We start from the raw sequence: 23229 nt of genomic DNA, 5'->3' as shown, positions 1-23229 counted from the left end.
CTGAGTCAGGCGAGCCGCGCGCTGCGCACCGCCTTGCCGCCGAGCAGGCAAACGATCAATGTCGCCATCAGGAGCACGCACAGTGCCACGCGCAAGCCGAGCACGCCTGCGCCGAGGCCGATCAACGGCGGTCCGACCAGGAAGCCGGCATAGCCGGCGGTAGCGGCCATCGACACGCCCGTCGCCGGCGTCACGGTCGAGCGGCCCGCCGCGCTGAAAATCACCGGAACGATATTCGCGAGGCCGACGCCGACCATCGCAAAGCCCACGCAAGCGGTCAGCACGGTCGGCAGACTGAGCACCAGCGCGAGACCCGCCACCGCAACCAGCCCGCCGAGCGCGACGACCCGGCTCGAACCGAAGCGGCGCACGGACACATCGCCGACAATGCGGCAGGCCGCCATCGAGAACGCAAACGCGGAGTAGCCGATGGCGGCGACGCTCGCCTCCTGATTCAGGGTCGAGCGCAAGTACACCGCGCTCCAGTCGGCGACCGCGCCTTCCACCAGCATGCAGAGAAACGCGAGCATCGCCAGTTTCATCACGCCGCCGCTGGGCCACGCGAATCCACTCGATGCCGCGGCCGCGCGCGGACCGAGGTCGCGCAACGCCAGCGTCGCCGCGCTGACGATCAGCACGGCAATGAACGCGTCCGGCGCGAGCAGTCCGCCGATCACGCCGACGCCGCCTTTCTGCAACATCGCACCCGTTGCCGCGCCGAGCAGGCCGCCCGCACTCCAGGCTGCGTGAAACGACGACATGATCGGCGCGCGCCACTGCGTTTCGATGGTGCTGGCGTGGCCGTTCATCGACACGTCGAGCGCGCCGTTCGCCGCGCCGAGCGCGAACAGAACGAGGCACAGCACGGCCAGGCTGGGCGCGAACGCGGGCAGCGGCAACGCGATGACGAACGCCGCGCCGAGCAGCGCGGTGGCGCGGCCGCTGCCGAAGCGCGGCGCGAGTTGCCCCGCCAACGGCATGGCGACGATGGCGCCCAGCGCAAACGCGAACAGCGCGATACCGAGCGACGTGTCGCTGAGCGCGAGACTTTCCTTGATGCGCGGCACTTCGACGGCCCATGCGCCGATGCCGAAGCCGTTGGCGAGAAACACGCCGACGGTCGCAATGCGCTCCTTGAGCGGCTTGACGTGGTCCACATGAGCATTGGCGAGTGCGTTCATGAGCGCGCCACCATCACGTTGTCGCAGACCGCTTCGAGACTCGCGAGCCGAGCGGCCGGCACGTCGGCTTCGACGAACAGATAGTCGATGGCCGCGGCCGGCGCCACCGAAAAGGGCGCGGCGGTCATCAGCTTTTCCGAGGTCAGCGCGATGGCGATCTGGCCGCTCGCTTTCACCATCGCCCGTTTAAGTTCGGCATCTTCGGCATCGAACGCGGCGACGCCTTCGTCGGGATCGAGCGCACAGGCGCCGAGAAAGCACAGGTCTGCGCGGACTTGCTGGATCTGCAGCAGCGCGGTTGCGCCGAGTGCGCCCGCCGCACCGCGTGCGATGCGCCCGCCGACCAGAATCACGTCGAAGCCCGGGCGGTTCAGCAGACGGCTGCACGCCTCGGGCGAATTCGTCACCACGGTCAGGTCCGCGTTGTCGGGCAGCGCCGCGGCGATCGCGACATTGGTCGAGCCGGCGTCGAGCAGAATGATCTGCTTCGGGCGCACGATCGACGCGGCCGCGCTCGCGAGACAGGCCTTGCGGTCCACGGCTTCACTCATGCGGACCGCGGCGGGCTTGTCGGCGGGCGAGATCAGCAAAGCGCCGCCGTAGACGCGCTTGCAATGTCCCTGTTCGGCCAGATCACGCAGATGACGCCGCACCGTGTGTTCGGAGGTCTGGAGTTCGGCGGCGAGCGCGGCCGCCAGCACGCGACCGTGCGTGCGCAGCCGCTCCAGAATCACCTGCTCGCGCTGCTCGGGCAGCAGTCCGTTGAGGGCTTCTTCACGTGTTCGCTGCATAGGGACACCTTGCCGTTGGGATTGAATCGATCATAAACGAGCAAAATGTATCGTAAACATGCGTCGAGGGCAACGCGAGTTTTTGAAAAGGCTGGCGAGTCAGGAGAAGCGGAGCCACGCGAAAGTGGCTGCCAGCAGGCGTGCGGCGCTCGGCACGGCGAGACCGTGGACGCCGCCGCGGCCTGAGCAGATTGAAGTATGCGGCGGGTAAGGCGGCTAGTTCGTCTAGCCGCGCGCTTCGGCTAGACGCTGGTCAGACGCCGCGAAGGCCGCCCAAAAAACATCCAGTCGAGCACCCACACCGCGACAAGCGTCGCGCCCATCAACGGAAAAACGATGCCGAGCAGGACGAGGCTGGTTTTCCAGCCGCGCATCGGCGGCGCGCCGCGTTCGCGCGAGGGTGCGCCGAGCGTGCGCTGCGGCCGCCGCTTCCACCACATCACGCAGCCCGTCACGGCCATCGCCGCGAGACCGAGCGAAATCGCGGCGCAGAGAATCTGATTGGCGAGCCCGAAGTAGCGGCCCATATGCAGCGATGTCCCGTACGACACGGCCTTCGACACTGCGCCGTAGTCGCTGTAGCGGATGTCTTTCAGCACCGCGCCGCTGTATTGGTCGATATACAGCGTGCGCTCCTTCTTCGGATCGTCGGGAAAGTACGAGACGGTGTAGACGCCGGTCGCGGAGGTCGGCAGCACGATGCTGAAGCCGTCCTTCACGCCAAGCGACGCGGCGATTTCGACGATGCGGCCGAGAGGTAGCGCCTGGGGCGCGTCGGCGTCCGCGTCGTCATGGGTGACGGCGGAGGAAGGCACGCGCGTGTTGCCGACCGCCCAAGGGGTGAGCGGCAGAGGCAGGTCGTCCATCACCATGCCGGGCATCGAGTCCGCGTCGGACGAGTGGCCGCTGTGTTCGTCGTGTGCGTTTCGTGCAGAGTTGGCCTCGTCCCGCACAGGCATATTCATCGACGAGTCTCGCTCGCGACGCGCGCCCGGCAACACCGAGCGCAACGGCAAGCCGCCCCACGAACCGGGCGGCGCGCCGAGATTCGCGGCTGTCGCGAGGGCCTTGAACTGCTGACCCCACGAACCCGACCAGGGCAGGCCCGTCAACACGAATGCGAGCGCGCCGAGCGCGAGCCAGATGCCCATCACGGCATGCAGGTTTTTCCACAGTGCGCGCCCTTTGAGCGTGAAGCGCGGCAGCAGCGCCGCGCGTGCGGTGGTTTTCTCGCGCGGCCACCAGAGCGCGACGCCGGTGCCGATCAGCACCAGCGTCCAGCATGCGGCGAGCTCCATCAGCAGTTCGCCGGGTTTGCCGAGCAACAGCTTGCGGTGCAGCATCCGGTCCACCTGCATGAAGCGCCGCTCGACGCTCAAGGTCCCCAGCAATTCGCCGTTGTATGGATTCAGATAGGCGCTCTCTTTATCGCCGTCGGCGAGACGGAAGACGTACTCGGCGCTGCGGCGTGGATCGCTCGCGATGACGGCGGTCACCGCGGTCGAGCCAGGCGGCATGGCCGCGCGGGCTTTCGCGAGCAGGGCGTTGTCGGGCAGCCTGGGCGTCGCCTGTGATTCGACGATCAGCCGATGGCGATACAGCAGCGGCTCGATTTGCGGCTGGAAGCAATACAGCGTGCCGGTGATCGCGAGCACGACCAGAAACGGCATCACGAAGAGACCGGCGTAGAAGTGCCAGCGCCAGAGCGTCCGGTAGCCGCGGTTCGGGGCACCGGTGGCGGGGTTGATGCGTTGAGCGGCGGTAGTGGTGGACATGCAATCCTCGTCAGGCATGAATGGGGCGGTCGGCTTGCGCTCGTGAGGCACTCATATCGAGCGTCCTGAGGCGCGCTGAAGCGCTCAGATGCGCAACTTCGCTTCCACATAAAATGTGCGGCCGGGATAGGGGTGATAAACGAAGTAGCGCGCGTCGAACAGGTTGTCGACGCCGATGCCGATCTCGCTCAGCTTCGTCGGCCTGAAGGTGAATTTCGCGTCCGCCACCGTGTACGAACTCGTGCCGCCGAAGACGTCCGGGTTCGTGTCGGTATTGGTCAGCGTGTTGTACTGGCGTCCCGAGTAGCGCGCGGCGAGCGTGAGCGCGGCGCGTTCGTCGAAGTGATAGGTCGCGGCGATATCCGCACGCCACAGCGGAATCCGGTAGAAGTACTTGCCGACCGTGGCCGGGTTCTGCGCGTTGGCAATGATCTTCGATTGCGTATAAGCGACGCTCGCCAGCAGGTCCAGACCGTGGACCAGCACGTCCTGTCCCGAGTAGCTCGTCTCGACGCCGCGCGAGCGAACCTTGCCGATGTTCTGGAAGTTCGTCACGTTGGGAATCACGGTCGTGTCGGTCTGGCTGAAGATCGTGTTCTTCACGTCGTCCTGGAACAGCGAGAAGCGGAACACGCCATTCCAGTGCGCCCATTCGGCGCTCAGCTCTTTCGACAGATCGTCTTCGGGTTTCAGGTTCGGATTGTTGTTGACGATCGACGAGCCGTTGATTTGCCCCTGGAACAGTTCGCCGACGGTCGGAAAGCGGTAAGCGCGGCCAATCGACGCGCGCAAGGTCAGATCGTCGCTGACGTCGAACGACAACGACGCTTTCGGCGAAAAGTGACTCTGGCTCGCATCGCCAAACGCAACGGTCTTGCCAGGCAGCGACTGCGCGCCGTCATAGGCTTGCCAGCTTTCGTAACGCACGCCGTAGACGAGCTTCCAGCGCGGCAGAAAACGCCAGGCGTCCTGGGCGTACAGCGCCTGGGTCTGCGTCTTGCCGACGAACGCGTTCGCAAACGACGTCGCGTCGCCCTCGCGCCAGTTCAGCGTGTTGTAGCCCTGGTTGTCGAGGAAGTAGTTGTCGTAGTGATAGCCGAAGCTCAGTGCGTGATTCAGAAGACCGGCCTGAGTGTTCATCGGCGTATACGTGCCGCGCAGATCGAGCGTTTTCCAGCCGGTGCCGTCACCGAAGATCACCGTGCCCGGTCCATTGCCCGGTGCGCCGGAATTCGCGGTGCGCGCGACGCTGTTGCTGATGTCGTAGTACGAAGCAATCGCCTCGCCGTTCCAGCCGGTGGCGTTGCGTGTTTTCAGCGAGAGTCCGTACAGCCAGTTTTCGCTGTTTCCGCGGCTCGGCGCGAATGCGGCTTCGGGAATCGTGTAGCGGTAGCCGCCTATCGACACCGTGCCGCTGTAGACGGGGTTGCCGTTTTCATCGCGCAGGAAGGTCGAGGTCTGGCTGTCGTAGGTCTGGTGCCAGTAGCCGAGCGTGAAGCCCGCTTGCAGCGTCGGCGTGAAGTCGTACTGCATCTTCAGCTTGAACTGGTCCTGCACCGTGTGTTCGATGCCTTCGCCGTTCACGCCGAGGACGGTGGTCGGCGTGTTGGTCTGGTTGTTGTAGAAGTACGCGCCGGTCACGGGCGTGTCGCCGGCTTTCGCGGGTGTGGCCGATTGCGCGAGCGTCGCGAACTGCAATGGCTGGCTGGTGTTCTCCAGGTGATTCACGCCGAGAAGATAGGAAAACTTACCGATCCGGTCGCCGATCGACGCGCTCATTTCGCTGCCGTTGAAATTGCGGTTCACGCCGTACAGGCTGAAGTGCTGGGTGAATGCCTTGACGTCCGCGGTGGCTTCGAATTGCTTCGGCATGCGCGTGCTGATGAGCACCGTCGCACCGAGCGAGTTGCCCGGATATAGCGCCGAATACGGACCGTAGATCACGTCGACCTGCTGGATCTCGTCCGGATACACCATCGACCAGCGCGGCGCGAACGTGAAGCTGTTGCCGAGCAGGTTGGAGAGCAGCAGACCGTCCGCGTAGACGAGACCGCGCGCGCTTTGCGCGTTGCTCGTGCCGCGCACGGCGATGAGCGAATTCAGATCGCCGATGAAGCGCTTGCGCACGGCGAGGTTCGGCATGCACTTCAGCACGTCTTCGGTGTTGACGACGTTCCAGTTGGCAAACTGCTCGCGCGTGCCGGTCTCGACCGAGGCCGGCAGGTTCGGGTCGACGGCGCGCGGCGCGGTCGCCGTATTTGCATTGGCGCTGACGCTGACCGCGGGCAGCGTGGCCTCGGTGTTCGTGCTGTCGGCGGCGTGGGCTGACGACGATACCAGGGCCGGCACGAACGCCGACACGCAGGCCGGAATCAGCGCCGGCCAGTACCCGGGAAAACCCGCCGCGCAGCGCGGGTGCGGCAACCGGCGAAACGGGGCAACTCGTAGGATGCCGCGTGCGTCACGGCGCACGCAAAGGGACAGGCTTCGCAGGGCGAAGTTGAACATGAACGTTTCCTTGATGCATTGAACAGACGATCGCGCGCACCCTCGACGGGTGCGACAAATGCGCGATCAGGACTGGCAGGGATCAGGAAACGGCAGGCGGGGCTCTAGGGCGTCCCGAGGGGAACGCGCCGAGCGGCGTGAAGCGGGTGGAGAGCGTGGGCGGCGCGGTGCCGGACAACGCGAGGGCGGCGGGGAGGGCGACGGCGGCGACCGTCGGCATCGCGACATGATGTTCGAGCAGATGACAGTAGCCGCACGCGCCGAAGGCGTCGTCGTGGCTCAGATGCACCGGCTCGGGGGCGGTGTGGGCGGCCTGTGCAACAAGGCCGGCCTCGCTCGCGCCGGACGGCTGGAGCGCCGAACAGAGCGCGGCAATCGGCTCGTGCGCCCGGTCCGACATCAGCACCTGACTCACGAGCGGCGCGAACACGACGAGCCACATGGCGAACAGGCCAAGCCAGGCGGTCGTGCGGTTGCGGGATCGTAGCGTCATGATGATCGGGATGAAGGCGGGGCGATTCTAACATTGCCGCGCGATCCTTTTTCTCGTGATGCCGGTTATAGCGGTGGAATAGACGGCAAAAAGCCGCTCATTTCGGCGCGCCGGAGCCGCGGCGGATCACTTAAGCTGCCGGTTGCACGCAACGCCGCGCGTCTGGCCGGCGCCGTGCCGCTTTCCTTTTTTCTTCGCTCATGACGCCCACGCAGACGCTCGCTTTCCCAATCGCCGACATCAATCAGCAGGCCGTCACGTTATGTTCGGCCGGACAGTTCGCTGAGGCCCTGGCGATGGTGACGCCGCTGCTGAACGACGCCACGCTGCCGGACGACACACACGCCGACGCGCTGAACATCGCGGGCGCCTGCTCGCTTGCGTTGCGCAACGTGGTCGATGCGGAGCGCCATTGGCGCGAGTGCCTGCGCGTCAAGCCCACTTATGCCGAGGTGTACGGCAGTCTCGGCTCGCTGTTCAGGTCGCTCGGGCGCCTGTCCGCCGCCAAGGCGATGTATCGGCAACTGGTGTCGCTGCAACCGCATCACGCCGATGCTCATCATCATCTCGGCGCCGTGCTGTACGGGCTCGGTTACAAGGAGGCGGCGGAAGCGTCGTATCGTCACGCGCTGACGCTGCGCCCCGACTACGCGGAGGCCCACTACAACCGGGGCATCGTGCTGCGTGATCTGCGCCGCCCGCAGGAAGCCGAAGCGGCTTATCGCGAGGCGCTGATCGGCCTGCATGATTATGCGGAGGTGCACAACAACCTCGGCAGCGTGCTGGTGGAACTCGGCCGCCACGAGGAGGCCGACGCGGCATATCGTCAGGCGCTCAGCATCCGGCCGCAGTATCCCGAGGCGCTCAACAACCTGGGCGGCGTGCTGAAGGCGGCGCACCGGTTCGTCGAAGCGGAGTTGGCCTGCCGGCTCGCGCTGACTATCCGGCCGGACTATGCGGAGGCGCATCTGAACCTCGGTGCGGTGCTGGTGGACCTCGGGCGTTTGCCCGAAGCCGAGGCCGCCTACCGCGAAGCGATTGCCTGCCGCCCCGACTACGCCGAGGCGCACTACAACCTCGGCATTGCGCTGTTCAGGCAGGAGCGTCTCGTCGATGCCGAGCAGGCTTACCGCGACGCGATTCGCTGGCAGCCCGGCATCGCGCACGCGCATAACAACCTGGGCTGTGTGCTCCGTTTGCTCGACCGCTTCCCGGAGGCAATCGAGGCCTTTCATCGGACGCTCGAAATCTGCCCCGAACTGGCCGAAGCGCATTTCAACCTCGCCAGTGCGTTGACGCAATCCGGGCATCTGCACGAGGCCGAACGCGCCTACCGCGAGGCGCTTGCACTACGCCCCGACTATGCCGACGCCCGCTTCGGTCTGGCCGCGCTGCTGCTCGGCCTGGGCCGCTTCGAAGAAGGCTGGCAACTGTACGAGAGCCGCTACGGGCATCCGTCGTTCGTGCATCACCAGACGCGCGCCTTGCTCGCCTGCCCGCAGTGGCAGGGGCAGACGCTCGCCGGTAAGTCCCTGCTCGTTTGGCAGGAGGACGGCCTTGGCGACATGCTTCAGTTCAGCCGCTATTTCGCGTTACTCAAAGCGCAAGGGGCCACGCATATCACGTTCGCGTGCGCGCCGGCGTTGCATCGGCTGATGGCTCGCGTCGACGGCGTGGACGCCGTGGCCGATCATGTCGCCGCGATGGCGCGCGTGTCGAGCTACGACTGCTGGACGAGTCTCCTGAGCGCACCGTTCTATCTGCGCACGACCCTCGATACGATCCCGTCTGCCGCACAACTGCCGGTCGACCCCGCGCTCGTCGACCAATGGCGGCCGATGCTCGATGCGCTGGCGCCGTGCCGCAAGATCGGTCTGGTCTGGAAGGGCAACGCGAAACACCATAACGACGCGAACCGCTCCATTCCTTCATTGACGACGCTTGCGCCGCTCTGGCGCGTGCCGGGCCTGAGCTTCGTGAGTCTGCAAAAGGGGCAGGGCGAGGACGAAGCGCGCGATCCGCCAGACGGCCAACCGTTGCTCGACCTCGGCGCGAAGGTGACGGATTTCGCCGACAGTGCCGCCATCGTCGCGCAACTCGATCTGGTCATTTGCGTGGATACGTCCATCGCGCATCTGGCTGCGTCGCTGGGCAAACCGTGCTGGGTGCTGCTGCCGGAGCGGGACCCCGACTGGCGCTGGATGCACGGGCGCGACGATTCGCCGTGGTATTCCGACGCGTTACGGCTGTTTCGCCGCGCGCCGGGCGAGGGGTGGTCGGCCTCGGTCGAGCGGGTCAGGCAGGCGTGCGCCGAGCGTTTCGGCGCGGCGCCGCCTCGCGCACATCAGGCCGACACGAGCGTCATCGAGAAGCCGTCCCATCCTTTCGAGCCGACAGTCTGAATCGCGGTCGAGTCGAGGCGCGGATTCGTCGCGAGCAGCCTGAAGAATTCGTGCAGACCGATGACGTCGGGGTCGGTGCTCGCCGCATCGGCAATGCGGCCCCCGCGTATCACGTTGTCGCCGACGATCAGCGTGCCGGGCCGGCTCAGTTGCAACGACAGGCGCAAATAGTCGGGGTAGCTCTTCTTGTCGGCGTCGAGAAAGATCATGTCGAACGGTTCGACGCCGTCCGTGACGAACTTGTCGAGCGTTTGCGCGGCCGCGCCGATCACGATCGAGACAACGCCCGACAAACCGGCTCGCTGGACGTTGGCGCGCGCCACTTCGGCGTTCCCGGGATTCGCTTCGAGCGAGATGAGCCGGCCGTCCGGGGGTAGTGCTCTCGCGAGCCAGATCGTGCTGTAGGCGCCTAGCGTGCCGACTTCGAGAATACGGCGCGCGCCGCGCAACTTTGCGAGCAGATGCAGCAGCTTGCCCTGATTGGGCGCCACGTTGATCGACGGCAGACCGGCTGCGGCGCTCGCGTCCAGTGCGGCATCGAGCGCGGCGTCCTGAGGCAGCAGCCGGCTCGTCAGATAGTCATCCATCGCATTCCACTGTTCCTGATTCATCGTCTCACCCTGGTCATGTGCCGATATGGAAGGACAGGTACGTTGTAGCAGAAAAGCGCGCTGCGTATTGTTGGGCAGCGCCGGTTTGTAAGCTGGAACGTTCGTTGCCACCATGCGGCGAGATACGGAGCACTCAGGTATCACTGTTACCGATAAACAGATGCGATGGCCTCGCGTACTGCTTTAAACGGTTTCAAAACAATTTCGACTCCTACAATGGGAGCTGATACGCAGACGCAGGAGGAGACATGCCACGCATCGCAATGCCACGCACGACCCGTTGGCGCTTCGAGCGCGCAGCCGGTGCGACGTCTTTCGCATGGGAAGCACGGCGATGAGCGGCCTGACACGCATCGATACGGTGGCTTTCGTCGGCTTCGGCGAGGCCGGCGGGATACTCGGCGCGGCGCTGGCCGCGAAAGGCGTGCAGGTGTCGATGTTCGATCTGCGGCGCGAGCAGCTTCGCGACAAGGCGCGGGCCGCGGGCGTCCGTGTCGCCGGGACGCTGCAAAGCGCGCTCGCTGGCGCACAGATGGTTGTATCGGCGGTGACGGCGGAAGCCGACCTCGACGTGGCACAAGCGCTTGCGCGCTGCCTCGAAGCCGGGCAGGTCTGCCTCGACATCAACTCGGTCTCGCCACACACCAAGCAACATGCGCAGGCGTGCATCGAGGGCGCCGGCGCGCATTACGTCGAAGCAGCCGTGATGGCACCCGTGCCGCCTTATGGCCTCGCCGTGCCGATGTTGTTAGGCGGCGCCGCTGCGGCGGATCTCGCGCCGCTGCTCAACGCATTGGGCTTCAATGCGAGCGCGGTATCGGAGAAGATCGGCGTGGCGTCGGCGGCGAAGATGTGCCGCAGCGTGATGATCAAGGGTATCGAAGCGTTGACCGTGGAGTGTCTGCGCGCGGCGCGGCATTACGAGGCGGAGTCGATCGTGCTGGCCTCGCTCGCGCAAACCTTCGGCAAGATGCGCGACGATGCGGACGTGCCCGGCTATCTGGTGAGCCGCGTCGCCGAACATGGCCGCCGGCGTGCGGCGGAAATGCGCGAAGTCGCACAGACGTTGCAGGAGGCCGGCATCACGCCGTACATGAGCGACGCGTGCGCGCATCTCCAGGACAGCATCGTGGATGCGATGCAGGCGGGCGGCATCGACTACGACACGCTGCCCGCGCCATTCGACTGGCGCGCGTTCTTCGACGGCTTGCCGGGCCGGACATAGCAAAAGCCCCTGCAAACAGCGGCTATTTCGCGCCGATGCTGATCGTGCGCGTGACGTCGACCACCGAGAGCCGGATCGCATCGATCAACGCGCGCGCCGCTGGCGACGGCGTGCCCGCCGCGCGCACGGTCAGGCCGATGTCGCGCCGCGTGTTGTGAAGCTGCGCGTCGAGCACCACCAGTTGCCCCGACTGCACCTCATGATGCAACTGCTGCGCCGACAGCGCGGCCGCCATGTCCGTGCCGAGCAGCAGGCCGCGTATGACCGCGAGGTCGGCGGTTTCGACCGTGGGCAACGGCGGCTTGACCTTCATCCGTTTGAATTGCGCCTCGAACAGCGCACGCGCCGGCGAGTGGCTGCGCGGCAGGATCCATTGCACGTCACGCAGGCCCATGACGGTCAGGCCTCGCTCGAGCGTCAGCGGATGATCGCGGCGCACCAGCACCACCATGTTTTCCGACATCAGGCGCTCGTTCTTCAGGCCACTCGACGCGTCGTTGTCGCGCAGCGCGCCGAGAATGAAGTCGATGTCGCCCGCTCGCAGACCGGCCACCAGCGTCTCGTACGAGCTTTCGTCGGTGACGACGCGCACGCCCGGGTTCTGCGAGGTCATCCGCGCGATCGCTTTGGGCAGGATCAGCGTGCGCCCGAGCGGCAATGCGCCGACCGTCACGGAGCCTTGAATCTTGCCGTGCAATGCCGCGATATCGTCGGGCACGTGCCGCAGTTCGTTCAGCGCGCGACGCACGTGCAGCAGGAACGTTTCGCCTTCGGCGGTGAGCAGGATGCCGCGCGGGCTCCGATGAAACAGACTCATGCCTGAGCCGCTCTCCAGCACGCGAATCGCGGTGCTCACCGCGGGCTGGCTAATGCCGAAGGTCTTCGCCGCGCTCGGCATGTGCCGATGCCGCGCAAGCGCCGCGAACAGTTGCAGCCGCCGCGTGTTGAGCAGATACGCCGGCAAGGCGCCTTCCGCCGCGGGGCGGCGGCGCGCCTGGCGCGCGGCGCACCACTGCGCGAGCTCCTCCAGCTCCGCGAAAATCCGCTCGCAACGATGCAGCACGGCGCGGCCGACGGGCGTGGGCAGCATGCCCGACGGGCCGCGGTCGAAGAGCGGTTCGCCGAGCGCCGATTCCAGTTCCTGCACTGAACGCGTCACCGCCGACTGTGCGCGAAACAGCGCCGCGGCCGCGCGCGTCGCGCTGCCCATTTCGGCGACGAGCCGGAACGCGCGCAGTTGCGCGAGATTGAGCAGGTCTTTGCTGTTCACGGACGACGGCGTTTTGACCGGCGCCGCGTCGCTCGCCATCGACGTGTTATCGCTCATCACGCGGCCCCCGCAATCAGATGCAACGACGGCAGCGACAGATTCAGGCTTTCCTTCGAGATGTGCGTGTGCTCTTTCATCAACGCATCGACGCGCGCGCCTTCGCCCTTCTTCAGCGCATCCACGATCGCATGATGCTGGCGATGCGCGTACATCAGCATCATGAACTGACGCTCGCGCGCGGCTTCGTCGAAGGCGATCGTGAAGGGTGACACGAACGGGACCTTGTCGTTCAGGCGCAGTGCGGCCGCCACCGCCATGTTCTGCGCCGCGTCGACGATCAGCGCGTGAAAGCGTCCGTTCATCTGCGCGTAGCGCAGGTCGTCGCCGGCTTTCAGATGCCGCTGGGCGAAGAGGTCGTCGCCTTCGCGCAGGCAGTCGTCGAGCGCCGCCGCGAGCGTCGCGCTCACGCCGCTCTCCGCCACCGAGCGGGCCGCGAGTCCTTCGAGCACGCCGCGCACGTCGATCGCATCGAGCACGTCGCGCACGCTGAAGCGGCGCACCACGTAGCCGCGCGAGCCCGAGCGGTCCAGCAGCCCTTCCGACGACAGCACGCTCAGCGCATAACGCAGCGGCGTGCGCGACACGCCGAGCCATTGCGCGAGCTGTGCCTCCACGAGACGCTGACCGGGCGACAACTCACCGGCGAGGATCTTTTCGCGTAACGTCTGGACAATCGTCTGCTGGGTCGTCTCGTTCATTGTGGTCTGCTCGTCGGAAGCACGGAAGTATAGCTACGCGCGCCGCGCCGCACCACGCCTGTAAAACAGCTTGCGACTTCTTTTCAGGGGCATCTGTTCTGTTTATCGCGTGCGGACGGGCGAGGAGGCTCGCCGGACCTTGCGAAACCAGCTTGGGATACCGACAAAGCCATGCGCCGCGTGGCTTGCAGCGCTGCGCCGCTGCTCGCCGGGCGCCGACTGGCAGCGTTTTACCCCATTAACCTATGGCCGACTGAGGTTTACCCGCACTTCCCGGCAGAGGGCACAATTCCTATCTTTGTATCCCAAGATGGTCGCGCTGGCTACTTCCCCGGTCACGCGAACCTATCCGATTGGCAGGCGGCACGAAGCAACGGAAGACAACGAATATGGCAAGGATCATTGGCGGCATTGGCACCTCGCACGTGCCCACCATCGGCTTGGCGTACGACAAGGGCAAGCAGAACGAGCCCGCGTGGGCGCCGCTCTTCAAGGGTTACGAACCAGTGGCGAAATGGCTCGCGGAGCGCAAGCCCGACGTGATGGTGATGTTCTACAACGATCACGCCAACAGCTTCTTCTTCGATTGCTATCCGACCTTCGCGCTGGGCGTGTCGGCGAATCACGAATTCGCGGACGAAGGCGCAGGCAAGCGTCCGCTGCCGGACATCGCGGGCCATCCCGATCTGGCGATCCACATCGCCGAGCAGATGGTCGCCGACGAGTTCGATCTGACGATCTTCCAGGACCGTCCGCTCGACCACGGCTGCAATTCGCCGCTCTCGCTGATGCTGCCGCATGACGGCGGCTGGCCGATGTCGCTCGTGCCGCTCGAAGTCAACGTGCTGCAGTATCCGCTGCCCACCGCGAACCGCTGCTACCGGCTCGGCCAGGCGCTGCGCCGCGCCATCGAATCGTTCGATCAGGATCTCGATGTCGTGGTGGTCGGCACGGGCGGCCTGTCGCACCAGGTGCACGGCGAGCGCAGCGGCTTTAACAACACCGAGTGGGACATGGAGTTTCTCGACCTGATCGTCAAGGACCCGCAGCGTCTCGCGGCGATGAAGCACGTCGACTACGTGCGCCTCGGCGGCGCGGAAAGCGTCGAGACGATCATGTGGCTCGCGATGCGCGGCGCGCTCGGTCCGAAGGTCCGCGAACTGCACCGCAACTACTATCTTGCGACCAGCACCGCGATGGCCGTGACGATCTATGAAGATGAGGTGGCGCAATGAACCCGCAACTGATCGGCGTCGAAGAACTGACCGGCACGTACCCGTTCGACATTCGCCAGAGCATTAAGGCAATGCGCCTGAACCGCTTCTTCTGGCAGATGCGTGAAGCACCGGCCCGCACGCTGTGGCTGGAAAATCGCAGCGCCGCCTATGACGCGGCGAAGCTCACGCCCGAAGAGCGCACGCTGGTCGACAACACCGACTGGATCGGCCTGATTCGTTACGGCGTGTGCTTCTTCGTGCTCGAAAAATTCGCGCGCGTGGTGAAGATCACGAACCTCGGCATGTACGCCAGCATGCGAGGCGAAACACTCGAAGCGTTTCTGAAAACGCGCATGGTGCCCGACGCGGTATAAGGCGCCGGATTCCGCCGGGCCGCCCCGGCAGACATTCACTTCTCGACACTAAAAGACCCCGGATTCGACAGAAATCCGGGACGGGAAAGTATTTTCTCGGAGACATGCATGACCTTCACCGATTCAGCCGATAACGCGGCGTTTGCCGTCGCGCGCCATGTGCCGCGCTCGTCCTTACTGCGTGCGCATTTACTTTCGCATTTGCTTCCGCATTTACCGCAGCGCCATTCTCACGCGTTGTGCCGCGCAGTCTAACCAGCTTTGAAACCTGAACCCGTGCGCAGCGGCATAACGCGATGCCGCGTGGGCCGTTGCGGCTGCGGCGCACGATAGCCGTTGTGATGAAACGTGTTTCGAGGAGAGAGGAAATGCATGGCAATTTCGGCGTGAGCAGAGCGGACCTCGAAAGAGGCTTGCGATCGGCGGATTTCGAGTCGCCCGGCTGGAAGGCGACGTTGCGCGCAGGCGTGATCGGCGGATTGACCGGTGCGGTGGTCATCTGGATTTACGAAGCGCTCGTGTGGGTCGGCGCGCAACACCTGATGCCGCTCGCAGGCATACCGCGCAACGCGACGGGCCTCGTGTTCGGCAAATACGTGCAGGAGTCGCTGGGGATCTGGGCGTATGTGGTGGGCACGGGCATTCACTTTGTGTTCGCGGCGGCGTGGGGTGTGCTGTTCGCGCTCGTGTGGCCTTACTTTCGCCGACGCGGCTACGAAGCGACGCTCGTGGCGCTGTTCTATGCGGTGCTCGCGTGGATCGTCATGCACGTGGCGATCATGCTCGCGTCGGACAACCACCCGAACTATTACGACCCCGCGGTGATTATCGGCGGGTTCATGTCGCACATCTTTTTCACCGTACCGCTGGCTTTGACCGTCAAGCGATTGCTGCAGCCCCAACGGCACTAGCGCAACAGGTTCGACAAACCTTCAGGCGCCATGCCGATAAAAAAGTATTTCAACGAGACGTAAAACCTGGAGATCAGAAGCATGAAGAAGAGTTTCAGACGCGTCGACGCCGTGCTGTTCGGCGCGACGATCGCAGCCGCCGTGCCGGCCTTCGCTCAAAGCACCGTGACGTTGTACGGTATCGTCGATAACGGCCTGTCGTACACCAATAACCAGGCGTCGCTCGGCGCCACCAGCGGCGGCAAATCGGCGGTCAAGATGACCCCCGGCGTGTGGGCCGGCAGCCGCTTCGGCCTGAAGGGCGCAGAGGACCTGGGCGGCGGCACGAAGGCGATCTTCCAGCTCGAATCAGGTTTCAATTCGGCGAGCGGCGCGCAGCAGTACGCCAACGCGATGTTCGGCCGTCAGGCGTGGGTCGGCGTGACCAACGCAACGTACGGTACGTTGACGGCGGGCCGCCAGTACGCGTCGTATTACCAGATGCTCTCGCCGTATAGCCCGACCACCTGGATCACCGGCTACTACGGCGCGCACCCTGGCGATATCGACGGCCTCGACACGATCTACCGTTCGAACAACACGCTCGAGTACACCTCGCCGAAGATCTTTGGTCTGACGGTCAGCGGTTCGTATTCGCTGGGCGGCGTGCCGGGAAGTTTCAACCGCGGCTCGACGTGGACGACCGGCGCGCAGTACGCGCTCGGCCCGGTCGGCTTCGCGGTCGGCTTCTCGCGGATCAACAACTCGACGCTCGGCGGCGGCGCGTGGGGTGCGGATTCGACGACCACGAACGGCGGCGCGCAGATCGGCGTTTCAGCACTGACCAACGGCTATCAGACTGCGCAGGCGCAACAGCGTTTTGCAGTAGGCGGTGGCTACACGTTCAATAGCGCGTGGGACATCACGGCAACCTATTCGAACGTGCAATACATTCCGGGCACGGGTTCGAAATTCCACGACACGGCGATCTTCAACACGGGTGGTGCGGTGCTCCACTGGAAACCGGCCATTGCATGGGATCTGGGCCTCGGCTATAGCTACACGCGTGCGACGCGCGCGAACGCGATCGACGATAACGCGCAGTACCATCAGTTCAACCTCTCCGAGTACTATTCGTTGTCCAAGCGTACCGGACTGTATGCGCTGCAGGCTTATCAGAAGGCGAAGGGCAAGACACTGGGCACCAATGGCGCGGGCCAGATCATCGACGCGACGGCGACGCTGGGCGACGGCTACAACACGACACCGTCTTCGTCGGGTAGCCAGTTTGCGGTTGGGGTGGGCATCATCCACCGTTTCTGATGTGAGGTTCATGTAGTGAAGAAGCCGGGTTGCTCGATAGCCCGGCTTTTTTTACGCGCTCGTTTTCGCGTGGGCTATTACATGGGAGGTAATTGGCGCGCTGCTCGGCCGCATCTAATCTTCGATGGTCGCGCGGTTCATTCCGGATCGCGCTCAACATCGAGGACAGATCATGTCGACGTTCCAGATTCATACCATCGAGTCCGCGCCGGAATCTTCCAGACCGGTATTGCGCCAGCTCCGGCAGAACTTTGGCTTCATCCCCAACATCGCGGGGGCGATGGCCGGGTCGCCCGTTCTGATCGAGGCCTTCTTCAGTCTGTTCCAGAAGGTTCATGCAGGCACGTTCGACGAAGCGCAAATCCAGACGTTGCTGCTGACGAACGCGGTGACCAACGCGTGTTCGTGGGCGGTAGCGTTTCACACCGCGCTGGCGCTGAACGAGGGACTTGCACCCGCCGATGTCGAAGCGATTCGCGCCGGTCGCGCGCCGGCGGACCGCCGGCATGCAGCGCTTTCCACGCTGACCAGGACGTCGATCGAGAAGCGTGGTCATCTCGACGAGCGGGACGTGAGCGCGTTTCTCGAAGCCGGCTTTCGCCGCGATCAGGTGCTCGAAGTGCTTGCCGTCGCGGCGGCGTCGACGATCACGAACTACGCCGGCAACATCGCGCAACCGCCGTTGGAGGAGCAGTTTCACGGGCACGTTTGGAAGCGCACCTGAGTTTCTTTCATACGAAGTCCGGCAGGCCGAAGGGAGTATGCTGACCCGCCCGGTTCGGTGAGCCCGCGTGGCTCGCCGGTCACCAGACTTTGCGTGCCTCCAGACTTGCGGACAGACAGCGATGAATCCTGCGAACCCAATCAAGAAAGCGCCACCGAACGACCTCGGCGCGTTGTTGCGTCACTGGCGAGATATGCGCGGCATCAGCCAGCTGGACCTGTCGTTCAATGCCGGGGTCTCGCAGCGTCATATCAGCTTTATCGAAAGCGGACGCAGTGTGCCGAGCCGTCAGATGTTGATGGATATCGCGCAGGCACTCGACATTCCCCTGCGCGAACGCAACACGCTACTGCTGGCCGCAGGCTACGCGCCGATGTACGCCGACCCCGCGTGGAACGCGCAGGAAATGCAGAGTGTCACGAAAGCGCTCGGAAGGATGTTGCGCCAGCACGAACCGTTTCCCGCGCTGGTCATGGACCGCTACTGGAATGTGCTGATGACCAACGAGTCCGCCCCGCGATTTTTCAATTGCTTCATCGATATGACGGCGCGCAAGGGACCGCGCAATATGCTGCATCTGATGTTCGATCCCGATGGATTGCGCCCCTTTGTCGCCGATTGGAAAAGTGTTGCGGATAGTTTAATTCAGCGGGTTTATCGGGAAGCGGTAGGGCGGGTGATTGACGAGCGCACGCGCGAGTTGGTTGCGGCGTTGCGTGCGTATCCGGATGTGCCGCTGGGGGAGAATGCCGAGCGTCAGGCCGGTGCGGATTCCGCTACAGCTGCTGCTGCGATGCCGGTGATACCCATTGGCTTCGTCAAGGACGGCCATGTGCTGAGGTATTTCTCGATGGTCGCGAGTGTCGGCACGCCGCAAACCGTCGCGGCGCAGGAACTACGTATCGAATGCATGTTTCCCGCGGATGACGAAACGGAAGCGCGTCACCTGGAGATGCTCGACGCGCTGCCGCTGCGGGATTGAGGCGTGGAGTCGATCGGTTCGGGGTGGACGCATCGGGTGAATCAATGCCGCACCGGCGCGCGGCGCCGTGTCGTGTCCGTTCTGACGATCGTTGCGCTTCTCGTCGACACGCGTTTGCGTGGCGTCGCCTTTTCCGTCGTTGTTGGGCTTGGCGGGTCTTGCGTCGCGACGTTTGCCGCCTCTGCCAGCAGACGGGCGGCCTGGTTCGCCGTGATGCGGGTGTGCGCGATGCCCTTTGCATCGAGTGCGATCACCTGGAATAGCTCGCGGTCGCATGCAAGTTCCTGCTGGTATTGCTCACTGGTCTGGACCAGCAATTCGAGCATCATTCGCTGGCGATGACGTTCATCATTCGTGATCGCAGGACTTCTGCAGAGTGAAGCCGCGAGTGAGATGAGCGTGTCCAGTTTGCTCATCTGGCGCTCGCATAGCTCGAAGGCGGAGAGGGCGAGTTTTTCGTATTGGAGAGCGTCGACCGGCGGGCGGGATGCGGATTGTTTGGTGGGTTTGGTCATGGTGCGTCTCCCTGAGATTTTTGAATCGCCCGACACTCGCCTGGTTACGTGGGTGAGCGGGCACGTGATGGGATTGGAAGACCGGGATCGTAGCCAACCGGCGAGCCTTGCGGCTCTCCCACCACGGCTCGCCCATTGACAAACAGATAGACGTGCAGCAGTAGACGCACGACGCGCCTGGGCGGGTGTGCGATGACGATCGCAGGCTTCCAACCTGACCGTCGGGTGTTTTCCGAAGGCCTGGTGATTATAGGCGAGGAAACGAGAGCATTTTTTATGGGATAGGGTTGGTCGACGGAGTTGAATCTCCAATTCAATCGGGTCGATAGAAGGAGCAGCAGGAAAAGATCGCGTAGTCAGTCATTTGCCCTTGGTGACGGTTGATGTTCAACCTGACTGCGGGCATTGAGCGGCTTTTTTTTTCGAGAGCACAGGTGAGTGCCGAAAGCTGAACGAAAAGAAGAAATCACGTGAGCGTCATGTCGCATCTATAAGGTCTCCGGCACGGTAAGAGGCGACAGCTTCGTCGCCGCCGTCAATGGAGACTAAAGACATGGCACGTGTTCTTTTCCCTGCATCGGCAACGCTGAAGGCGCTCGCGGCCGCGGCGATCATCGGCCTCGCTTCGGCGAACGCGCAAGCCGACGTGCCCGATCCCACCACGCAGATCACGCAAAGCGGTTACTCGCCGGTGTACGTCGGCGTCGATGCCGAAACCGCGACCGTGCCGTCGAATCCCGCGGCGGCGGGCGGCAAGCCCACCGTGAGCCGCGCGTACGTGATGCGCGTCGATCTGCGCGCGCCGGGCGTGAGCGTCGAGACCACCGGGCATAGCGGCCCGCTGATGACGACGTCGGAGACGATTTCCCAGTTTGCCGCCCGCACCGACGTGCGGCTCGCGATCAACGCGAACTTCTTTGCGCCGTGCTGTGCGACAACGCCCGAGCCAAAAACGGTCATTGGCTTGCTGGTATCGCACGGCCAGATCGTGAGTCCGCTGACCAATGATCCGACGCAAAGCGAAGCGGTGCTCGCGATCACGCGGCAAGGTAACGCGTATATCGCCAATGCGCCGCAGATTTCGGCGCAGGATCTGAAGCTGATCGATACGGCGGTCGCCGGCTCGGCGATTCTGCTGAAAAACGGTCAGGACGTCAGTGCCCAAAGCCCGAACGAAGGTGACCCGCTCAATCCGAACCCACGCACGCTGGCCGGCCTGTCGCATCAGGGCCGCTTTCTCTACTTCGTCGTGATCGACGGGCGCATCGCGGGTTATTCGACGGGCACGACCAACGCGCAATCGGCTCAACTCATGAAGGCGATCGGCGCGGACGATGCGATCAATCTCGACGGCGGCGGCTCGACCGAACTGGTGCGCGCCGATCAGGTCGGCGTGCCGTTCATCGTCGATACGCCGAGTGGCGGTGCGGAACGGCTCGACGCGTCGGCGATCGGCGTGCATGCGTTAAAGCTGCCGGAATTGCCTGGGTTGCCGTTTTGAAGCGCTTGGTGTCTGCGGCAGTGCCAGTTGCCTAAAAAACCAGGCGCTCATACAGACGTCTGGTTTTTTCGTCTGGATTTGCGACAGACCGAGGTCCGCGATCACTCCACCTCGAGCAGGTCCTTTAGCCTGTTCAGATCGCGCATGACCCATTGCGCGTCGGCGGCGAATTTTTCGTCGTTCATCCCCGGCACGCGGAACAGCGTGAGCATCACCTCGCTGCCCGTGCCGTTCGCGACTACACGCATCGGCACGTAAATCTCGCTGCCGTCGGGCAACTCGACGTAGTGATCGAGCACGCCGTATGCGTTGGGTTCGGTGAAACGGATCTTCACGGGGCCACTCTCGCCTTCGAATCGCCACACAGCGCCTTCGTTGCCGAGCGGCTTGCCGAGACCCGATGCCCAGCGCGCGAACGCGGCAGGTGGTGCCGTGAAGTCATACACGTCCCGCGGGTTTCGCTGGATCGATACGCTGATCATTTTCGATTCGGTCGTTGGCATCGCGCTGTCTCCGGTTTTCCTCACGCATTCGAATTCGTGCCGCGTTGGTGGATGATGCAGCCTTCACCTCCGGCAATAGAATGCTGGCGAGTGTGTTCGAGGTGCAGGCGTCATCAATGATAGATCGTCGTGGACGACTGCAGCTTCGTCAGCACGCCGCGTTTGAGCCGGAACCAGCCTTGCGAGCTTTGCATCACGACTTCATCGCTTTGCCAAAACACGCGCCTGACCGTCATGCGCTTACCCGAGCGCTCTACGATCGGCGGATTGTGTCGGAAGTCGTACAGCACCGGGCCGGAATCGGTTTGCACGAGCGTGCGCGTGACGGTGTCGTTTGCATCGCCGATGTCGTCGAAATGCGTTAGCGTGTTCGCGCCGAAACGATCGAAGGTTTCGTTGTCGAGCATCCCGACGAAATCGCGGTCGACGCGCACGAATTGCAGTTTGCCCGACGGCGTGACGAGCGGTCCGGCGTCGTTGCTTTCTGCATGAACGTACGTCGCGAAAGAGGTGGCTGCGAGCGCAGCGATGAACAGTCGTCTCATGTTTCGTATCTGGTCAAGGGGCGCGCCGATCGTGCCTCGCGCGTTGCCGGTAGCGCGGATCGTACTGCACCGAGTGTGGCGTTGCCATTATGCGTGGGCCGCGTCAGCGGGGCTTGTCGTCGTTGGACGACGACGTATTTCTGAACAGGCGGGCGCCGGAAAGGATCAGCAGCGCGATCGCCAGGCTGAGAATTGCGGTAGCTTCCCGGCCCATGCCGGCCGCCATCCCGAGACCGGCAGCCACCCACAGGCTGGCTGCCGTCGTCAGGCCGCGCACTTCGCGCTCGGCGCTGAGCTTTATGATCGCGCCCGCGCCGAGAAAACCGATGCCGGACACCAGCCCTTGCAGCACGCGGCTCAGGTTGTCCTGCGAGAACCCGGCCTGTAGCGGCACCAGCACGAACAGTGCGGAGCCGACCGAGACCATCATGTGCGTGCGCATACCGGCATCCCGGCCTGCCAATTCTCGCTCGAAACCCAGCACGCCGCCGAGCACGAGCGCCACCACGAGCCGGATGAATAGCTGGGTCAGGTCTGCCGCGTCGTTCAGATCGGCAAACTCGCCCAGCACCTTTTGCCAAACCTCATCCCACCAGCCATTCATGGTCGTCTCCCTGAACTCGCTTTTCGCGTAACCAGCACGACTGTAGCGGAAATGAGGTCCGTGGACGGCCACGCCGCCGCGTTTTCATGCCGCGTTACCGGCGGCGGAGCGGCTATGAGATATCCGTACACGAATTCCAACGAGGCGGTTGCCAAATTCAGGCGCTTGCTAGCCGCACCGGGACCGATAGCGGCTACCTCAGAGTGGGCGTTACGAATTGACGCTGAACTTCCGCAGGCGAGCCACCACGGTCCTTGCTGCCTGGCGTCTCGGCGAGGCTACGCTGGAGGGTTAGCGAGGGCTCGCAATAGCCTGTGTGCGCCATGTGGGCGTTGCCATCCGCGCCGGGCGCCGGCCTGTCGGATGGCCTGATAGTCCGCTACAGACCGGCCAAGGCCCACAACAACGAGAGGTCAGATGAATGCATCGGCGGCGTCAGCGGATAGCCTGAACTCTTCGGTTTCATTCGAAGGAGAATCGATTTCGTGACGAAAAACCCGGTCAGTAGCGCCGCACCTGCGATTAGTCCGTTGGCGACAATCGTTCCCCGGATGGCTTGCCAGGCGAGCAATAGACCGCGCGCTACTGAACATCCCGTGTCGATTATTGTTTTTTGGCCCCGCGCACTGGAAGTAATGAATGGATATGTGCGGGATATTCGACGAAACGGTTGGCGTATTACCAATTAACAATGCGCCAAACAGTAGCCTCCGCAGCCTCAATTTGGTTCGCTTCTGCACGCGTTAAGTGCAGGTGCAGATTTTTTACAGCTGATTGGAAAACATTTTATTTCCAAAAATTTCTTTAGGGCTATATTGGCTGGCATATAGCTTATTCTGTTGCCATCGTGCGCAAATGCGGTGGCTGGTGCCCGGGCAATGTGGCACTCACGCAGCCGCCATGCCTCTGTGCAAGTCCTGCGCGCGTAATGATGAGTTCGGAAAGTCTCTCTGTCGCGACGGAAAGTAAGTGCAGTGAAGATTGCGGGTTGGTGTGGCTTACGGCGGGTGTGGTGTGGTCATCGATTGCGGCCGGCG

22 protein-coding genes are annotated in these 23229 nt (G+C 63.9%); 10 read left to right on the top strand and 12 right to left on the bottom strand.

What is annotated here, in order from left to right; translation table 11 throughout:
* Positions 1–5: 5 nt before the first annotated feature.
* The 5 genes from ACZ9H4_RS00460 to ACZ9H4_RS00440 all read right to left on the bottom strand — a co-directional run bounded on the left by ACZ9H4_RS00460 (position 6) and on the right by ACZ9H4_RS00440 (position 6748).
* Positions 6–1181, bottom strand: a complete 1176-nt coding sequence (locus ACZ9H4_RS00460) for an MFS transporter (protein ID WP_408138864.1) — start codon at positions 1179–1181, stop codon at positions 6–8.
* Positions 1178–1972, bottom strand: coding sequence for a DeoR/GlpR family DNA-binding transcription regulator (locus ACZ9H4_RS00455; protein WP_408138862.1), 795 nt, complete (start codon positions 1970–1972; stop codon positions 1178–1180). The genes ACZ9H4_RS00460 and ACZ9H4_RS00455 overlap by 4 nt, the downstream gene beginning before the upstream one ends.
* A 242-nt stretch (positions 1973–2214) precedes the next feature.
* Positions 2215–3747 carry a PepSY-associated TM helix domain-containing protein gene (locus ACZ9H4_RS00450; RefSeq protein WP_476117999.1) on the bottom strand — a complete coding sequence of 511 codons (1533 nt, stop codon included), beginning with the start codon at positions 3745–3747 and terminating at the stop codon, positions 2215–2217.
* 84 nt (positions 3748–3831) lie between these two features.
* A complete protein-coding gene (locus ACZ9H4_RS00445; RefSeq protein WP_476117998.1) occupies positions 3832–6255 on the bottom strand; it encodes a TonB-dependent receptor in 2424 nt (807 codons plus the stop codon).
* Positions 6256–6337: 82 nt separating this feature from the next.
* Positions 6338–6748 (bottom strand): DUF2946 domain-containing protein, encoded by a 411-nt coding sequence (locus ACZ9H4_RS00440; protein ID WP_476117997.1) that lies wholly within the window; start codon positions 6746–6748, stop codon positions 6338–6340.
* Positions 6749–6948: 200 nt separating this feature from the next.
* Between ACZ9H4_RS00440 and ACZ9H4_RS00435 the strand changes: the two genes are divergently transcribed.
* Positions 6949–9150 (top strand): tetratricopeptide repeat protein, encoded by a 2202-nt coding sequence (locus ACZ9H4_RS00435; RefSeq protein ID WP_476117996.1) that lies wholly within the window; start codon positions 6949–6951, stop codon positions 9148–9150.
* Here ACZ9H4_RS00435 and ACZ9H4_RS00430 read toward each other — a convergent pair.
* Positions 9093–9761: an O-methyltransferase gene (locus tag ACZ9H4_RS00430; protein ID WP_408138855.1), complete on the bottom strand. Its 669-nt coding sequence runs from the start codon at positions 9759–9761 to the stop codon at positions 9093–9095. The two genes, ACZ9H4_RS00435 and ACZ9H4_RS00430, sit on opposite strands and share 58 nt — an antisense overlap.
* Positions 9762–10095: 334 nt before the next feature.
* Between ACZ9H4_RS00430 and ACZ9H4_RS00425 the strand changes: the two genes are divergently transcribed.
* Entirely contained in the window at positions 10096–10986 is an 891-nt protein-coding gene (locus tag ACZ9H4_RS00425; protein WP_408152055.1) for an NAD(P)-dependent oxidoreductase, read from the top strand.
* 22 nt (positions 10987–11008) lie between these two features.
* Here ACZ9H4_RS00425 and ACZ9H4_RS00420 read toward each other — a convergent pair whose 3' ends face one another.
* Positions 11009–12313 (bottom strand): LysR family transcriptional regulator, encoded by a 1305-nt coding sequence (locus ACZ9H4_RS00420; RefSeq protein ID WP_476117995.1) that lies wholly within the window; start codon positions 12311–12313, stop codon positions 11009–11011.
* Entirely contained in the window at positions 12313–13014 is a 702-nt protein-coding gene (locus ACZ9H4_RS00415) for a GntR family transcriptional regulator (RefSeq protein ID WP_476117994.1), read from the bottom strand. The genes ACZ9H4_RS00420 and ACZ9H4_RS00415 overlap by 1 nt, the downstream gene beginning before the upstream one ends.
* Positions 13015–13403: 389 nt before the next feature.
* Between ACZ9H4_RS00415 and ACZ9H4_RS00410 the strand changes: the two genes are divergently transcribed.
* From ACZ9H4_RS00410 to ACZ9H4_RS00380, 7 genes are all read left to right on the top strand, one after another.
* Complete coding sequence (locus ACZ9H4_RS00410; protein WP_408138847.1) at positions 13404–14249, top strand: gallate dioxygenase; 846 nt, start codon at positions 13404–13406, stop codon at positions 14247–14249.
* Positions 14246–14605, top strand: a complete 360-nt coding sequence (locus ACZ9H4_RS00405; protein WP_408138846.1) for a protocatechuate 3,4-dioxygenase — start codon at positions 14246–14248, stop codon at positions 14603–14605. The genes ACZ9H4_RS00410 and ACZ9H4_RS00405 overlap by 4 nt, the downstream gene beginning before the upstream one ends.
* Before the next feature lie 108 nt (positions 14606–14713).
* On the top strand, positions 14714–14860 hold the full coding sequence (locus ACZ9H4_RS00400; protein WP_476117993.1) for a hypothetical protein: 147 nt from the start codon (positions 14714–14716) through the stop codon (positions 14858–14860).
* 113 nt (positions 14861–14973) lie between these two features.
* Positions 14974–15516 (top strand): hypothetical protein, encoded by a 543-nt coding sequence (locus ACZ9H4_RS00395; protein ID WP_408138842.1) that lies wholly within the window; start codon positions 14974–14976, stop codon positions 15514–15516.
* An 81-nt stretch (positions 15517–15597) separates the two neighbouring features.
* On the top strand, positions 15598–16818 hold the full coding sequence (locus ACZ9H4_RS00390; RefSeq protein WP_476117992.1) for a porin: 1221 nt from the start codon (positions 15598–15600) through the stop codon (positions 16816–16818).
* A 172-nt stretch (positions 16819–16990) separates the two neighbouring features.
* A complete protein-coding gene (locus ACZ9H4_RS00385; RefSeq protein ID WP_476117991.1) occupies positions 16991–17542 on the top strand; it encodes a carboxymuconolactone decarboxylase family protein in 552 nt (183 codons plus the stop codon).
* A 121-nt stretch (positions 17543–17663) separates the two neighbouring features.
* Positions 17664–18524, top strand: a complete 861-nt coding sequence (locus ACZ9H4_RS00380) for a helix-turn-helix domain-containing protein (protein ID WP_408138837.1) — start codon at positions 17664–17666, stop codon at positions 18522–18524.
* A gap of 41 nt (positions 18525–18565) precedes the next feature.
* Here ACZ9H4_RS00380 and ACZ9H4_RS00375 read toward each other — a convergent pair whose 3' ends face one another.
* A complete protein-coding gene (locus ACZ9H4_RS00375) occupies positions 18566–19039 on the bottom strand; it encodes a hypothetical protein (protein ID WP_408138835.1) in 474 nt (157 codons plus the stop codon).
* 553 nt (positions 19040–19592) lie between these two features.
* Between ACZ9H4_RS00375 and ACZ9H4_RS00370 the strand changes: the two genes are divergently transcribed.
* On the top strand, positions 19593–20540 hold the full coding sequence (locus ACZ9H4_RS00370; protein ID WP_476117990.1) for a phosphodiester glycosidase family protein: 948 nt from the start codon (positions 19593–19595) through the stop codon (positions 20538–20540).
* 101 nt (positions 20541–20641) lie between these two features.
* Here the strand turns inward: ACZ9H4_RS00370 and ACZ9H4_RS00365 are convergent, their stop codons facing one another.
* The 3 genes from ACZ9H4_RS00365 to ACZ9H4_RS00355 all read right to left on the bottom strand — a co-directional run bounded on the left by ACZ9H4_RS00365 (position 20642) and on the right by ACZ9H4_RS00355 (position 22192).
* Positions 20642–21043, bottom strand: coding sequence for an SRPBCC family protein (locus ACZ9H4_RS00365; protein WP_476117989.1), 402 nt, complete (start codon positions 21041–21043; stop codon positions 20642–20644).
* A 113-nt stretch (positions 21044–21156) separates the two neighbouring features.
* A complete protein-coding gene (locus tag ACZ9H4_RS00360) occupies positions 21157–21588 on the bottom strand; it encodes a hypothetical protein (RefSeq protein ID WP_408138830.1) in 432 nt (143 codons plus the stop codon).
* A 103-nt stretch (positions 21589–21691) separates the two neighbouring features.
* Positions 21692–22192: an MgtC/SapB family protein gene (locus ACZ9H4_RS00355; RefSeq protein WP_408138828.1), complete on the bottom strand. Its 501-nt coding sequence runs from the start codon at positions 22190–22192 to the stop codon at positions 21692–21694.
* Positions 22193–23229: the final 1037 nt, after the last annotated feature.

Source organism: Paraburkholderia sp. TE9906, from assembly GCF_056279605.1.
The sequence above is the reverse complement of the archived record's forward strand: the minus strand, read 5'-3'. Positions and strand labels throughout refer to the sequence as shown.